Genomic DNA, 15,405 nt, shown 5'->3' on the forward strand with positions numbered 1-15,405 from the left:
AATAAAATGACTGAACCAGCATAACAAAGACTGTTAAAGAAGGCTTTAGAATGAACATAAAAAAGGTGAGCTTAAGCTCACCTTTTTCCATACATAACGTTAGTGCTTGCGCTGCAAGATTACTGCGCCGCTTCTAGCGTTCTTAATAGATCTTTAGGTGGCTGGTACCCTGGAACAAGGCTGCCATCTTCAAGGATGATAGCGGGAGTACCATTGATACCAAATGATTGACCCAGGTTATATTGCTCAGCAATTTTCGCATCACACTTTGCATTTAGTACACGCTTACCGGCTTTAGCATCGCTCATCGCTTTTAGCGGATCAGCTGAACACCAAACGGCTTCCATCTCATCAGCATTAGCCGATGGCACGCCAGCACGCGGGAATGCTAAGTATCTAATCGTGATACCAAGATCATTGTATTCATCCATTTGATTATGCAGCTTACGGCAATAACCACAGCTCACATCAGTAAACACAGTCACAACATGCTTTTCATTTTTGGCTTTATAGACCAACATATTCTTTTCGAGTGGCTTCATCATCTCGATACGCGGGCCAGCCATTGCAGCTTCCGTTAGGTTTTTCATGCCTTTGTCTAAATCGTAAAGCGTGCCATGCATCAGCATAGTGCCATCTTTACTGATGTAGAGCACACCGCGGTTGGTTAAGGCTTCATATAACCCAGGAATAGGTGACTCTTTAAACGACATGACATCGACACTTAATGCCTCTGACAACTTCTTTTCTAAAGCGGCGGTATCATCATTTTTGGTGGTAGACCCGGCAAGGGCAGCAGGGGCGATTATCATTGCAATGATCAAAGAAAATGCTCGGGTGAACTTCATTGGATATCCTATTCTACGTAACGGTCAATTTAAGGGTGTAAAGATTAGACCTTGTCTGGGGCTGAAAAGTTACAGTCTCATGCTAGTTAAAGCAAATATTTTGCTGTAACTAAATCATACAGACGTGAAACTTATCAAATTATTGGCAAATCTCTGAGTTAGAAAGTGTCATTATTACGGCTTGATCCTCACCAATAATCTACAACTCTTAACCTCTAGGGTGATGTTCGCTATGCAAGCTGGCTAAGCGAGCCGTTGCTACGTGAGTATAGATTTGTGTGGTCGATAGATCACTATGACCTAGGAGTAACTGTACCACTCTTAAATCCGCACCATGATTGAGTAAATGAGTGGCAAAGGCATGCCTTAGAGTATGCGGTGAGATAGCCGTGGCGATGTTAGCCCTTAATGCATAAAGCTTAATTCGATGCCAAAACGTTTGCCGTGTCATCTGTTGCGCCCGCTTAGACGGGAACAGCACATCACTTTGTTTACCTTTAAGCAACTCGGTTCTGGCATATTTCAGATAGCTTTCAACCTCTGTGACGGCTAATTCGCCCAAAGGCACTAAGCGCTCTTTGCCCCCTTTACCCACAATGCGCACCAGCCCTTGACGCAGACTAATTTGCTCCATAGTTAATCCAACCAATTCAGACACGCGCAGTCCCGTGGCGTACAAAAGTTCAAGCATCGCTTTGTCACGGCACTCAATTGGATCTTCTTCATTGGGTTCCGATAATAATCGATCGATATCATCTTCACTCAAAGAATCCGGCAGTTTACGCGCTAACTTCGGAGATTCTAGCAGCGCCATCGGATCACTACTTATCTGTTTGTTGATCACCAGATAACCATAAAATCCTCGCAGACTACTCATCATCCGCGCGCTACTACTTTTTGCGAATCCTTTATCAAAACGGACAGCAAGGTAGTCACGCACATCGAGCTGACCGCTGCCAATAAGATCTCCAGCATGAAGCTGAACATAGCGGTCAAAATGGCGCAAATCGGTTCGGTAAGCGTCCAACGTATTGTCACTTAAGCCTTTGGTTGACCACAAGTGGTCAAGGAAAAGATCGATTACGGGATCGGGGATGTAGTCAGCTGGCACCCAAACTCTCTTAGATTATGTTGCGATTAGATAAAAAAACGGCGATGAACTAATAATTCATCGCCGTTATCTTATGATATCAAGCCTGTGTTTGCCATCTCACTCAAGCAGACTACCGTTAATGATTTAGCTTACAGCCACTGCTGCTTGCTCTTTCTTCATCATCAAACAGGCAAATATCGTCATTGCAGTCGGTAATAACCAAGCCATACCTTCAGTATGCAAAGGCATAAAGTTAAACGCACTAACATCAACACCTGCCGCTTTAATACCATCGATAATACCGAAGAAAAGCGCAACGCTAAGCACGATTCGATGAGCCGCTTCAGGTTTAGCAAAACGTTCGGTTAAGAAGGTGACCGCCACTAAAGCAATTGCGACGGGGTAAACCGTCATCAATACTGGGATGCTAATACTAATAAGCTGTGCCAGCCCGACGTTAGCAATCGTCGCGCAAATCACGCTCAAGATAACCACAAAACGGCGGTATGAGATCTTAGGTAATAACTCATTAAAAAATTCGCTACAAGCACTAATCAGTCCAACAGCGGTGGTTAAACAGGCCAATGTCACAACCGTGGACAATAGCACTAAGCCCGTTGTACCAAACTCATGAGTCACATAGTTAGTTAAAATTACCCCGCCATTTTCAGCACCCGCCGCTAAATCGCCCGCGGTAGCGCCCAAATAGAATAAAGCAATATAAACAAACGCTAAGCCACCTGCAGCAATGAGAGCGGCTTTAATTAAGTAGCCCGTCTGCGCTTTAGGATCTGTTATCCCTTTCTTACGCAGAATATCGATAATTAAAATACCAAAGATCAGCGACGCCAAGGTATCCATGGTGTTATAGCCTTCCAATACGCCCTTCGTTAACGGGTGAGTTTGGTACTCACCGACAGCGGCAGCAACCGGACTTCCTGGTAAAAAGATAACCGAGGCCGCTAAACCGACAAGCAACAATATAAGGATAGGCGTTAATACCTTGCCGACATTATCCAGCAGTTTTCCTGGGTACAGTGCAAATACCATGGAAATACTGAAGAACATTAATGTGTAAAGAAGTTGCGCGACGTTTAGGGTAATACCAGCAATCATAAAGGTCGCTTCGGCATTGTCTAAGAAAGGTTTAAAACCAACTTCAAAAGCAACTAAACCGGTTCTTGGCGCGGCGAAAGCAGGGCCTATAATGATAAAAATAGCGACGGCAAGTGCGGTGGCAGCAATGGGAGGTAATAAGCTCATAATTTTACCGTTGGCTTTAGCAACAGCAATCAGCGTAATAAGAGGCAGTCCGACTGCGGTGACAAGAAAGCCAAACATGGCTAAGGTCATATTTTCGCCAGCCAAAAAACCCGCTAACGGAGGGAAGATAAGATTTCCCGCCCCTAAAAAGAACGCGAAGGTCATGAAACCCAACCCTAACGTATCTGCAATACTCATTTGATTATTTTGCACTTTATGCCCCATCTTTATTTTTTATTGTTAACAATTTCATCTCATCACGCCTTTACAGCACCACTTTAGGATGACAACTATTAATGTGTAATATTTGGTTTACACAAGCCAGTGGTAAATACGACCTAAGCTTGGCTACTTTATGAACAACAGCGAAAAAGCGGTCACTGTAATTGCTATAAAACTGGTTTACAGTCCCTAAAAAGAGGCTTTGTCCTCTCTTGGGGGCGCATACTATTATCAGACTCACAACCATTTAACAAGAATCGCGGCCGAATAATTGCCACTCTCGATACAAATAATAACACCCTGTTAACGCTTAATTTTCATCACTTACATTCAACCCATTTATCATCTAAGCAAGAAACATCCACCAGTTCGCCTATCAAATGCTTAAAAACGAGTAAACACAGGCCCTCGCCGTGGACTAAAACAGCAATGTCTATCTTGATTGTGCTTAGGATGATTTAGCGTACAATTCTGTCACTGACCCGCATTTTGTAACTTACATGCCTTTTAGCTTTAAACAGTTTCATATCGACGACAGCCGCTGCGGCATGCCTGTCAGCACCGATGGGGTTCTTCTCGGCGCATGGGCACCATTAACGAATGCCAAAACCATATTGGATATCGGTACTGGAAGCGGTTTGCTGAGTTTAATGGCTGCTCAACGCAGCCAAGCGCAAATAACCGCTATCGAGCTGGATCTAAGCGCAGCGCTCGATTGCCAGCACAACTTCAATCACAGCCCTTGGGCCGAAAGGTTAACCCTGCTAACAAGTTCCATTCAACAGTACTGCACTGAGGCGATAGAACTGCGTTTTGATCACATCATTTGCAACCCCCCCTATTTTGACAATGGCCCACAATCGAGTAGCCAGCTAAGAGCCACAGCGCGTCACACTGACAGTCTGAGTTTTGATGAACTGTTAAGGGCGATCAGCTCTTTGCTCTGTCCAATAACAGGCCAAGCGAGCCTTATCTTGCCAACCACTGAAGCCACTCAACTACTCAACCGACTCCATAAATACCCGCTAGCCCTTAGACACTCGGTGACCGTCGCCAGTGTTGAAGGCAAGCTACCCAATAGACAGTTGTTGCTCCTAGTCGTATCAAATGACACAAATACGCTAATTGATCAGGAGGTTAATTCAATCTCAACCTTAGCGATTCGTCAGAGAAATGGTCAGTACACCGATGAGTTTGTTCAATTCACAAAAAGTTTTTATTTAAAGCTGTAGCGATCGGCGATCTAATCGTTTCAAGTCGCTCGTGAAACCTTTATAATGTGCGGCTATTATTTATTGAGATGCCAACGCATGCTATTTGAAGATCTCCAGCTTGACCCTCGTTTGTTAGAGTCACTAAAAGCAATGGGCCACAACAAGCCCACTACGATACAACAACAAACAATTCCAGTTGCCATGGAGCAAAGAGATATTCTTGCTCGTGCGCCAACAGGAACAGGGAAAACAGCGAGCTTCCTATTACCTGCTATGCAGCACCTGCTCGACTTTCCACGTCGATTCGGTGGCCAAGCTCGCGTATTAATTCTGACTCCAACACGAGAGCTTGCCAGTCAAATTCATCGCTATGCATCTCATTTAGGCACTGGCTTAAACTTCGATACCTGCATCATTACCGGCGGCGTTCCTTACGCGGCTCAGGAAGATGCATTAAAAGGCAATGTCGACATTTTAGTCGCCACACCAGGCCGCTTAATGGAATACCTTGATAAAGGGTTATTCAATGCCGAAGAGGTTGAAGTTTTAATTATCGATGAAGCCGACCGTATGCTGGATATGGGCTTCTCTGCCGCAGTGGAAACACTCGCTATCGAGTCTGTTGGCCGTAAACAAACCATGTTGTTCTCTGCCACGCTTGAAGGTAGTGACGTAGGTCGTTTCTCACATCAGTTATTAAACAACCCTGCCAAGGTTGAAGCAGAAGCTCCTCGCAGCGAAAAAGCCAAGATCCACCAATGGGTCCATATCGCTGACGATAAAGCCCATAAATTTGCGATGTTATGCGCTATTCTGAAACAAGAAGAAGTGCAGCGCACTATCGTGTTTGTTAAAACACGTGAATCGGTTGCCAGTCTTGAAGGCTTATTACAGAAACAAGGTATCACCTGCAGCTTTATGCGCGGTGATATGGAGCAAAAAGCACGTTTTCAAGCCTTAGGACGTTTCACTAAAGGTGAAGTTAACGTACTACTTGCCACTGATGTCGCTGCACGTGGTATTGATGTAGATGACATCACCCATGTCATCAACTTTGATATGCCACGTTCAGCAGACACCTATGTTCACCGTATTGGTCGTACTGGCCGTGCTGGCGCAAAAGGAACGGCGATATCACTCGTTGAAGCCCATGACGTCCGTATTGTTGGCAAGATTGAACGCTATATTGATCAGCCATTAAAGCGTCGTTTTGTGAAAGATCTTCGCCCTAATAACAAAGAGGCTAAGCCTCCAGGGAAGAAGAAAGTACAAGACACTGGCAAGACTTATAGTAAGAAAAACAAGAAGAAGAAAAAGAAGTAAACCTCGCTTACTTGCTCTTTTAAAAGGATCACTTAATGTGATCCTTTTCTGTTTCTAGCCGAAAAAAATCTCACCCAACAACCTCCCCCAAAAATCTTAATGTCCATTATTTATGCATTAGCGCCTTAAAAAACCACACATGTTAGGGTTAACGCCATAAATTGAAACATTTTATATACAAAAAACAATATCGTGTTCGCGCTGAGTCTGGTAATTTACGTCAAAGGAAAGGTATTACATGGAAAAGCGAAATTATAATGATAAAAAAAGTAATCAGAAGGGCTTCCCCACTATTTATTCTTGTTTTCTTTATTGTGGCTGCGCAAGTACTTATCAGCACTAAAGAAGCACCTGAACAAAAAGCAGATGAAGCGCCCATCCCAATTGTTGATGTTATGGAAGTTCAACAACAAACAGTGTCGCTCAATCTGCCCTCTTACGGTATCGTCAGTCCTAAATATAAAACCCAATTGGTCACTGAAGTTCAGGGCCGAATGCTTAACATATCCAACAAATTCGTTGCCGGTGGTGTCGTTAAAAAAGGCGAAGAACTCGCCGTTATTGAGCCTTCAGATTATGAAGCCGACCTAATGCAAGCTCAAGCTTCTGTAGCACAGGCCAAGGCAGCACTTGAAGAGGAACGCGCAAAGGGCGAAGTGGCTAAAAATGACTGGAAAGGATACGACGGCGGCATTCCCCCAGAATTAGGCCTGCGTCTGCCGCAGTTAAAGCAAGAGCAAGCCAATGTTAAGTTTCAACAAGCCGCACTCGCTAGAGCAGAGCGAAACCTTGAGCGTACCGTTATTCGCGCGCCTTTTGATGGCATCATCAAGGCGCGAAATGTGGACCTTGGGCAGTATGTCACCTTAGGCACTAACTTAGGCGAACTTTACGACACTCAAATAGCAGAGATCCGCTTACCACTTTCAAATAATGATTTAGCCTATTTAGAATCAGTCGAAAACCCCGATACAGAAGTCACTTTAAGTGCCGATCTTGCGGGTAAGATTGTAACTTGGACAGGCAAGATTATTCGCAGCGAAGGCGTTATCGACGCAGAAAACCGCATGGTTTATTTGGTCGCTGAAGTGAAAGATCCCTACCTTAGAGGCACTAGAGTTGATGGTCAACTGCCACTCAAATACGGCAGTTTTGTCAGCGCCGTCATTAAAGGTCGCACTGTTGAAGGTATAGTGAAGTTGCCACGTTATCTGGTACGTCATGGAACCGTTACCCTCATTAAAAAAGATAACAGCGTTGAGATCAGAGCCGTCAACGTCGTCCGCACCGATCTAGAAAATGTCTACATCAAAGATAGCTTAGCCAGCGGAGAGCGCATTTCAGTAACTAACCTGACCAATGTTGAAGATGGCCAATTAGTCAAAGTCTTAGGCGAAGAGAACAGCTCGATTTTAGAGGGTTCTGATGAGCCGGCACCTCAAGAAAAACTCGCTAGTAAAGGTGAACAATAATGGCTGCTGAAAAAGGGATGATCGCTTGGTTCGCTAGAAACAATGTCGCATCCAATCTATTAATGTGGGTCTTGTTGATAGGCGGTCTATTTAGCACGGTTATTATTAATAAAGAGATTTTCCCGACCTTTGAGCTTAACTACCTCAACATCTCAGTCGCCTACCCAGGCGCAGCACCACAAGAAATCGAGGAAGGCATTAATATCAAGATCGAGGAAGCGATCCAAGATATTAACGGCATAAAGAAAGTCACATCGGTTGCCAGCGAAGGGGTGGGGTCAGTTACCATTGAAGTGGAAGATAGCTACGATCCACAAGATATCCTCGATGAAGCCAAGCTACGAATTGACGCTATATCCACCTTCCCCGTCAACATTGAAAAGCCCAACATTACCCGTCTTAAACCTGAGAACAATGTCATTTGGATCTCGGTCTATGGTGACCAATCTCTTAGAGAGATGAAAGAGCTGGCCAAGACCATTCGTGATGAAGTCGCTGCACTGCCCGCGATAACGCGAGCCCAGGTGACTGGCGTACGTGAATACGAAATTGCGATTGAATTATCGGAAGATAAACTGCGAGAGTACGGACTCACCTTCTCTCAAGTAGCACAAGCAGTACAGAACTCATCAATCGATCTGCCTGGCGGTTCAATTCGCGCTAAAGATGGCGATATTTTACTGCGTACAAAAGGACAAGCTTACACAGGTGACGATTTCGCTCAAATTGTGGTGAGTAGTCGTCCCGACGGCAGCCGCGTAATGCTGCCACAAGTGGCGACTATCAACGACGGTTTTGAAGAGAGACTCGAATACACTCGCTTCAATGGTCAGCCCGCGGCAATTATTGAAATATTGAGCGTTGATGATCAAAACGCGTTAGATATCTCTGCACAGGTAAAAGAATACATTGAGCAGAAACGCGAGTTCTTACCGACCGGCGCTAAACTCGATACTTGGGGTGACTTAACCCACTACCTAAAAGGTCGATTGAACATGATGCTGTCAAACATGTTTTATGGTGCCTTATTAGTGTTTGTTATTCTGGCGCTATTTTTGGAAATTAAGCTGGCGTTCTGGGTAATGGTAGGTCTACCGGTTTGTTTCTTGGGCGCCATGTTGGTCATGCCATTAGAGCCATTCTCACTGTCGATTAACTTATTAACACTATTTGCCTTTATTCTAGTGCTAGGGATCGTGGTGGACGATGCCATTGTCATTGGCGAAAGTGCCTATAGTGAAATAGAGCGATACGGGCATTCACTTGATAATGTGGTTAGAGGTGCCAAGAAAGTCGCGATGCCTGCGACATTCGGTGTACTCACCACCATCGCGGCCTTTGTGCCAATGTTGATGGTGTCGGGTCCACAGGGGATCATCTGGAAATCTATCGGCATGGTGGTTATCCTCTGTTTAATGTTCTCGCTATTGGAATCGAAACTGATTTTACCCGCACATTTAGCCCATATGAAACCACCCAAGCCACGTGATCAATTGGGCAGGTTAGGCCGTTTTAAAGCGGGTTTAAATGACAAGGTGCAGTACTTTATCCATAACAATTATCGCTCATTTTTAGAGCGCTGCATTGTAAATCGATATAACACCGTCGCCATCTTTACCGGTGTACTCATCCTGTCTATCGCACTGGTGGTTAGTGGTCAGGTACGTTGGGTGTTCTTCCCCAGTATTCCGTCAGACTTTATCCAAGTTCAGCTGCAAATGGATGAAGGTAGCTCAGAAGAAAATACCCTGCAAGTGGTTCAAGAAGTAGAGGAAGCACTCTACCGCATGAACGATGATATGGAAGGTGAACTCGGCTACCCGGTAGTAAAACACAGCTTTATTAATATGAGTTCTCGTACTTCTGCATTTATTTTTGCCGAGCTCACCAAGGGCGAAGAGCGCACTGTTGATGGCGAAACCATCGCTTCAGCTTGGCGTGAACAACTGCCTGAACTGCTTGCCGTTAAGAAACTCAATATTAATGCCAGCACCAATGACACTGGTGGCGATATTGCCTTTAGACTCACCTCAAGTAATCTTGAGCAATTGTCGCTTGCCTCTGCAGAACTGAAACAAAAGCTGCGAAGCTACGAAGGTGTTTACGACATTGCCGACAACTTCTCCTCTGGTAGCCAAGAGATCAAACTAAAGATCAAACCAGAAGCGGAAGCGCTTGGACTGACGCTGTCAGATCTAGCTCGCCAAGTTAGATACGGTTTCTACGGTTATGAAGCGCAGCGGATCTTGCGTAACAAAGAAGAAGTTAAAGTGATGGTGCGCTACCCACTTGAACAACGCCGCACAGTGGGTCATCTCGAGAATATGCTGATCCGTACACCAACCGGTGCAGCGGTGCCTTTTGGAACAGTTGCCCAAATTGAGCTAGGTGATTCGTACTCCTCCATTACTCGAGTGGATAGCAGAAGAGCGATAACGATTACCGCCAATGCTGATACCAACAAAGTGGAACCCTCCAAGGTTGTGTCAGAAATTCAAGAGGATTTCTTGCCGATACTGGCAAAAAAATATCCGAATATCTCGACTGCACTCGATGGTGGTAGCGCCGATGAACAAAGTGCACTTGTTAGCTTGATGCAAGGATTCTTCTTTGCGCTATTTACTATCTATGCACTCATGGCCATTCCGCTAAAGTCATATAGCCAACCTCTTATCATCATGTCGGTGATTCCGTTTGGTATGATTGGCGCGCTATTTGGTCACTTTATCCTCGGTCTAAACATGAGTATTTTGAGCTTGTGTGGCATTGTTGCTCTTGCGGGAGTGGTGGTGAACGATTCATTGATTTTGGTCGATTTCGTTAACCGTGCGCGCGCAGAAGGCCATTCGATAGTGCAATCAGCTGTCGACTCTGGTTGTTACCGATTCAGGGCAATTATCTTAACCTCACTGACAACATTTGTCGGCTTAGTGCCTATTTTGTTAGAGAAGAGCTTACAGGCTCAAATCGTTATCCCGATGGCCGCCTCTCTTGCATTTGGTATTTTGTTCTCAACCGTAGTGACGCTAATTTTGGTGCCTTTACTGTACATAATCCTTGATGATATCAAACGCACTTCTAGTAGATTCTATCAGTGGTGGTGGCAACCAAAAGCTGAAGCTGACGCTGACGCTGACCAGTCACCAGAGCAGGTATCAAACTAGAGACACTTTATTATTGTACTGAATAAAAGGAGGCCAATGGCCTCCTTTTTTACGCCTCCAGCATTAGCGACCACTAAATAGGTATCAATCGATGTTCAGTGGAGAAAAATAGAAATACTCGATCCAGCAAACAGAATAAGTACAGCGCATTCGCTAAGCTGAATCCCCTTTTGCTAGCGACCCAAAATAATGACAACGACTGCACCGACACAAACTGAAGCCACCCTTGTTTATGATATCCGTACCAGTCGCTATTTGAACATTACCGGCAGATGCACTTTACGTTGCCAATTCTGTCCAAAACATAATGGCAGCAAACAGGTACACCAATATCAACTAGGGCTCGATCGTCAACCTAGTGCTGAAGAAGTGATTGCACTGCTTGGCGATACCTCTAAATTCGATGAATATGTTTTTTGCGGATACGGAGAGCCAACGCTTAATTTGCCAACATTATTAAACGTAGCGAAAGAGATAAAAGCACGAGGAGGCAAGGTAAGAGTCAACACGGATGGATTAGGCAATCTATTCCACAAGCGCAACATTCTACCTGAGCTAGCAGAATGTATTGATAGCCTGTCAATATCGCTTAATGCCGATACCGCCGCCAGCTACCAAGCGCATTGCCAACCTAAATTGAAAGGCGCTTATCCCGCGGTACTCGAATTTATAGAACAAGCCCCACGTTATATTGCCGACGTACAGGTTTCAGCCATTAACGGATTAGCCGGTGTCGACATTGATGCCTGTCGAGAATTAGTCGAAGCAGCAGGCGCTACGTTTAAGCAAAGGGAGTTAGACGTCGTAGGTTAAAGGCACATTTAACGACTCAGCGACTATTCTATCGAGTCCGTTAAACATAACTTCAGCCTCAGCCTAGAGCAGAGGCAAAGTAACGGTGCACAAAGGCTGAATTAATTACATATATAGCCGAATTGGTATAACATGGCGTTTATAATAACCATCAGAATTAGCGATTGATGTTAACCCGAAAATTACCTCTACTTATCAATGCTCAAGGGATCCAGTGGTCCCAACAACGAATTTTGGCAGCGGCAAGTCAAATCGGCATATTAATAATATCGGTTATTATTTTTACAAATATTATCATCACTTTAGGTGAGAGACGTTTACAAGAAGACTGGGCGACACAACGCTACAGCGAGCTACAAGCTGTTGGTACTCTGATTGCTGACAAAGTCTCTTTCCAGCAATTTAGAACACAGATGTTTGCCACCTCAGAACTATTAAATCGTTACATGAAACTCCCGAGTGAGCCAAACCTAGCCAAGTTACAAGATAATTGGCACATCATTGTTGATAACATCCCTGAACTGCTCGGTATTGCGTTATATGACCCACAAGGTCAACTCAAATTTGCCACTGATGAAGAGTTTGGCCATCACGCACTGCCACCGTCTTTACTGGGAAATTCGCGTAATATGGGCGGCAACGAGATCTACACCTCCCCGCTCGAATTTAGCCCAGTTAATGGCAAATTAGAGCCCTATTTGTATCAGCTTGCTTGGCTGGAGAATCCAGACCAAACCGTTAGAGGTTATTTGGTCGCCTATAACTCAATGTCACGCATGTTGCAAAATATTAAGCCTGCTTATTCCAGTCAACAAGCACCGTTAATGATGCTCGACACACAAGGTTTGCTCTACTCCGGTGTGATCGAATCACCCACTATTGGCCGACTACCTGAAACGATGGGCGGCAGCCTTAAGCAATCTTACCCTGCACTTTGGCGAAAGATAGCCGCAAGTAATTTCGGCCAATTCCACGGTGACGATGCCACATTTGTTTACCTTAAAGTCGAGTTGACCACTCAGTATGAGACTCGCCGTGAATACTTTTTGCTGTCCTACGTTAAAAACGATGACATTGCAGCCAAGTTTGAACAGTGGCGTAATATCCTCATGGGGGGCGCTACCCTATTCACCTTGTTAGCCTGTTTTGTCATTTACCTAACCCATTCCTATCGTATGGTTCATCGCTCTCGTGACTTCTGTATTGATCTCGCCAATCGACTATTCAACACTGATTCTGGTTACATCATTGTCAATGATGCGGGTCGAGTGCTCAGTGCCAACCCTATGGCCGCTAAGTTACTCTCTCTTCAAATAGATGAACTGTCTGACCGTAGCTTACAACGCATATTACACATGGACGATGATCAATTTCATGCCCTGTCAGAACAGTTAATAGCTAACCATGAGTGGCAAGGCGAGCTTGATAGCGATGCTTCAGAGTGCGCTAGATTGTCAGTAAGACTTCGACTTGAAATTGATATGAATAACGGTCAAAACTACACCTTGGTCACTTTTGAAGATGTCGGGGAGCTAAAACATAGCCAAGAGGAAGCAAAGTTAAATCAATTGCTCAATGATAATCCAATAGCCACGGTTCTCTCAGATGCTAAAGGTGTCATCATTAAATCTAATCAGGCATTTAATACGCTGATGCAGGTTAAAGATAGCCGTAAGCTACAAATTACCGATCTGCTCAATGAGGAGTTTAAACAAAAGTGGCCGCAAATATCACAGCAATTGATGATTAAAGGCACTTGGCAAGGTCAGATATTCTCATCAAACAATCGTGCTAATGACGCCTGCATGTTGGCAACATTGAAGAGCCATTTAGACAGTTCAAACGATATTGAATATATTGTCTGTACCTTTGAGCGGGCTAAATCACGACTCCATGCTAATGACCCAAAAAGTTTAGTGCCACATCGCAGTACCATATTTAGCGATCGCCGTGATCTTGAACGTTACTTTAATGATATGAGCCAAGCGAAAAAAGACTTCTCAAGTCTTATGTTGCTCGATATTGCCGCCGAAGGCATGCTCAGCCACATGAGTGATAGTGGCCAACTAGAAAGTCGGCAAAAAGAGGTCGAAATACAGTTATTAAGGGAGCTACCAAACCGATACCAAATGTCTCGCTGGCAGCTTGGTAAGCTCATTATCATGTTACCCGATACAGATTCAGACCAAGCGCATTACTTTGCGATTGATACCCTTGCCAAGCTCAAAGACAATGGGCTAGGAGAAGGTATCTGCATCGGGATAGCTGCCTACCAAGGTGGGCAGGAGCTCGAACAGTTCTTGAGTAATGCGGAAGTCGCCCTTAAACGGGCCAAACAAACTGATGAGCAAAATATCTGCCAAGCATTTACCCGTCAGATGTTTTAAGCGGCTAAATGGATCCTTTAGCTGGGGTGAGTCTCAGCATGTTCGGCTGCAGCATCGGGTGCTAGCAGCTCATCCTCATACGGTGCTTCATCCATATTTCTCATCCCAGAAGGAAGGTCACTTTCTGTGATTTCAATAATGGTAGAGCGATTCATGGTTATCTTATAACGTGCATACTGAGGTTCATCACGCCCCTCTTTTAACACAAGAATAAGGTTAACTTGATATCGCCGCTCCACAGATTCATTACTAATCTTACCCTCATGTTCCTTATAGATTTTTGCTTTACCACGTTCCAAATTTCGAGCAAAGGGCACTAAGCTAAAGTTGACCTGTTCTTGGATCCTTGAGTACCCCGCTAAAAAACCTTTAGCCGATACTCGAGTATGAATACCGTAATGCAAAATCTCTGCATCCACTTTATTTTGACTATGGCGCCTTTTTAAGATCTCGGAAACCTTAATTGGCAGCTCGTTTTTTCTCATAAAGTCGAGCCACATTAGTTGCTTAGCAATAGGTAACTTACTAGTGGTATCTTGCAGTAAACGACTCCAGCGAGGACGGCCGCGCTGTATTAAGCGCCACAATGCATTACGAATGTCGTCTTTAAAGATCTCTCTGAAACCATAAATCACTGCAAGAGTGAGCACTAAGGCAATGGTTAAACCACTAAATACACCTTGAGCTTTTATAATCAATGTTGAAACCACCAACATAACCATCGCCGTCGCAATACCCGTAGTCATCTTTTTAAGGCCTACCCCTAACGGTTTAAGCTCCTCTTTTAGCACCACCCCTTGTTGTATTAACCGACGTAGTAGGTGCATTTTATTAGCGATACGATTGGGATCTTTTATGGTCTTAGAGGAGTTATATTTATGGGCGTCTCGGTATTGTGATTCCGCTCGACACAAGGCCACGACACTTTCCGTTATCTCGTTAAAATCACTGCTTCTAGGCGCATGAGCCAGTAATTTCAATAACCGTTGTTCACACAACCACGACAAATAATTATCGGCATTTTCGAAATAAGACTTCCACTTTTCATCACTGGGTTCATTTCGCCTAAAACGCTTGAGTAGATGAATAACCTGCTCACTTAACTCTTCAAGCGAGACGTAAAACTGCTCTAAATCTTCAACTTGAGAAAGTTCTTTACTGTCCGTTTCAATGGCAACTGCAAATTGATAAGCAAATAAATTGAGGTAAAGTCTGAACTCCTCTACCGTGCGCTTTTTTTGACTCACAAAACGACTTTGCACTAGCGGCAGGTGTAACCCAGATGAGTAATATGAACGTCGGCCAGTAATAGAAGAATGATAGTAGTCGTCTTCATTCAAGCTTTGGGAGTTAATTCCCATCTCTTTAGGCAGGAAAAAATACAGATCTAAACGACGGTTGTCGCCGACTTCCATCTGGTGCAGAAATTTAATTGATAGTGATTCTTCTTGCTTAACTCTAACTTTAGCCACAAATATCCTTTAAATGCATTTCAAAACAAATACATCGGACTGATAATTATAGTCTAATACGTATCGGGAAAGTTAAACTCAGTTAGATTTTTTAAAAGAAAAATCATAACAATGAATAAAACTTCACCATTAAA

The 15,405-nt window shown here is 44.2% G+C and carries 10 protein-coding genes; 6 read left to right on the forward strand and 4 right to left on the reverse strand.

What is annotated here, in order from left to right:
- Positions 1-119 precede the first annotated feature (119 nt).
- From dsbC to brnQ, 3 genes are all read right to left on the reverse strand, one after another.
- Positions 120-848 carry a bifunctional protein-disulfide isomerase/oxidoreductase DsbC gene (gene dsbC / locus CXF86_RS04530; RefSeq protein WP_101091740.1) on the reverse strand — a complete coding sequence of 243 codons (729 nt, stop codon included), beginning with the start codon at positions 846-848 and terminating at the stop codon, positions 120-122.
- Positions 849-1,056: 208 nt separating this feature from the next.
- Positions 1,057-1,959 (reverse strand): site-specific tyrosine recombinase XerD, encoded by a 903-nt coding sequence (xerD, locus tag CXF86_RS04535; RefSeq protein ID WP_101091739.1) that lies wholly within the window; start codon positions 1,957-1,959, stop codon positions 1,057-1,059.
- A gap of 126 nt (positions 1,960-2,085) precedes the next feature.
- On the reverse strand, positions 2,086-3,429 hold the full coding sequence (brnQ, locus tag CXF86_RS04540; protein ID WP_101091738.1) for a branched-chain amino acid transport system II carrier protein: 1,344 nt from the start codon (positions 3,427-3,429) through the stop codon (positions 2,086-2,088).
- A gap of 497 nt (positions 3,430-3,926) precedes the next feature.
- Between brnQ and CXF86_RS04545 the strand changes: the two genes are divergently transcribed.
- From CXF86_RS04545 to CXF86_RS04570, 6 genes are all read left to right on the forward strand, one after another.
- A complete protein-coding gene (locus CXF86_RS04545) occupies positions 3,927-4,658 on the forward strand; it encodes a tRNA1(Val) (adenine(37)-N6)-methyltransferase (protein WP_102038440.1) in 732 nt (243 codons plus the stop codon).
- A gap of 78 nt (positions 4,659-4,736) precedes the next feature.
- Positions 4,737-5,963, forward strand: coding sequence for an ATP-dependent RNA helicase SrmB (gene srmB / locus CXF86_RS04550; protein WP_101091736.1), 1,227 nt, complete (start codon positions 4,737-4,739; stop codon positions 5,961-5,963).
- A 257-nt stretch (positions 5,964-6,220) separates the two neighbouring features.
- On the forward strand, positions 6,221-7,435 hold the full coding sequence (locus CXF86_RS04555) for an efflux RND transporter periplasmic adaptor subunit (protein WP_101091735.1): 1,215 nt from the start codon (positions 6,221-6,223) through the stop codon (positions 7,433-7,435).
- Positions 7,435-10,599: an efflux RND transporter permease subunit gene (locus CXF86_RS04560; protein ID WP_102038441.1), complete on the forward strand. Its 3,165-nt coding sequence runs from the start codon at positions 7,435-7,437 to the stop codon at positions 10,597-10,599. The genes CXF86_RS04555 and CXF86_RS04560 overlap by 1 nt, the downstream gene beginning before the upstream one ends.
- Positions 10,600-10,788: 189 nt before the next feature.
- Positions 10,789-11,412: a TatD family nuclease-associated radical SAM protein gene (locus tag CXF86_RS04565; protein WP_102038442.1), complete on the forward strand. Its 624-nt coding sequence runs from the start codon at positions 10,789-10,791 to the stop codon at positions 11,410-11,412.
- 167 nt (positions 11,413-11,579) lie between these two features.
- Positions 11,580-13,799 carry a PAS domain-containing protein gene (locus CXF86_RS04570; protein ID WP_102038443.1) on the forward strand — a complete coding sequence of 740 codons (2,220 nt, stop codon included), beginning with the start codon at positions 11,580-11,582 and terminating at the stop codon, positions 13,797-13,799.
- Between the two features lie 17 nt (positions 13,800-13,816).
- On the opposite strand, the gene CXF86_RS04575 is transcribed toward CXF86_RS04570, so the two are convergent.
- Positions 13,817-15,271 (reverse strand): hypothetical protein, encoded by a 1,455-nt coding sequence (locus CXF86_RS04575; protein WP_101091731.1) that lies wholly within the window; start codon positions 15,269-15,271, stop codon positions 13,817-13,819.
- Positions 15,272-15,405: the final 134 nt, after the last annotated feature.

The organism is Shewanella sp. GutCb (genome assembly GCF_002836135.1).
Classification (GTDB): domain Bacteria; phylum Pseudomonadota; class Gammaproteobacteria; order Enterobacterales; family Shewanellaceae; genus Shewanella.

What these genes read in the sequence shown, in the direction of transcription:
- dsbC (WP_101091740.1), bottom strand. Translation starts at nt 848, where the DNA reads ATGAAGTTCACCCGAGCATTTTCTTTGATCATTGCAATGATAATCGCC.
- CXF86_RS04560 (WP_102038441.1), top strand. Translation starts at nt 7,435, where the DNA reads ATGGCTGCTGAAAAAGGGATGATCGCTTGGTTCGCTAGAAACAATGTC.
- CXF86_RS04570 (WP_102038443.1), top strand. Translation starts at nt 11,580, where the DNA reads ATGTTAACCCGAAAATTACCTCTACTTATCAATGCTCAAGGGATCCAG.
- srmB (WP_101091736.1), top strand. Translation starts at nt 4,737, where the DNA reads ATGCTATTTGAAGATCTCCAGCTTGACCCTCGTTTGTTAGAGTCACTA.
- CXF86_RS04545 (WP_102038440.1), top strand. Translation starts at nt 3,927, where the DNA reads ATGCCTTTTAGCTTTAAACAGTTTCATATCGACGACAGCCGCTGCGGC.
- CXF86_RS04555 (WP_101091735.1), top strand. Translation starts at nt 6,221, where the DNA reads ATGATAAAAAAAGTAATCAGAAGGGCTTCCCCACTATTTATTCTTGTT.
- CXF86_RS04565 (WP_102038442.1), top strand. Translation starts at nt 10,789, where the DNA reads ATGACAACGACTGCACCGACACAAACTGAAGCCACCCTTGTTTATGAT.
- brnQ (WP_101091738.1), bottom strand. Translation starts at nt 3,429, where the DNA reads ATGGGGCATAAAGTGCAAAATAATCAAATGAGTATTGCAGATACGTTA.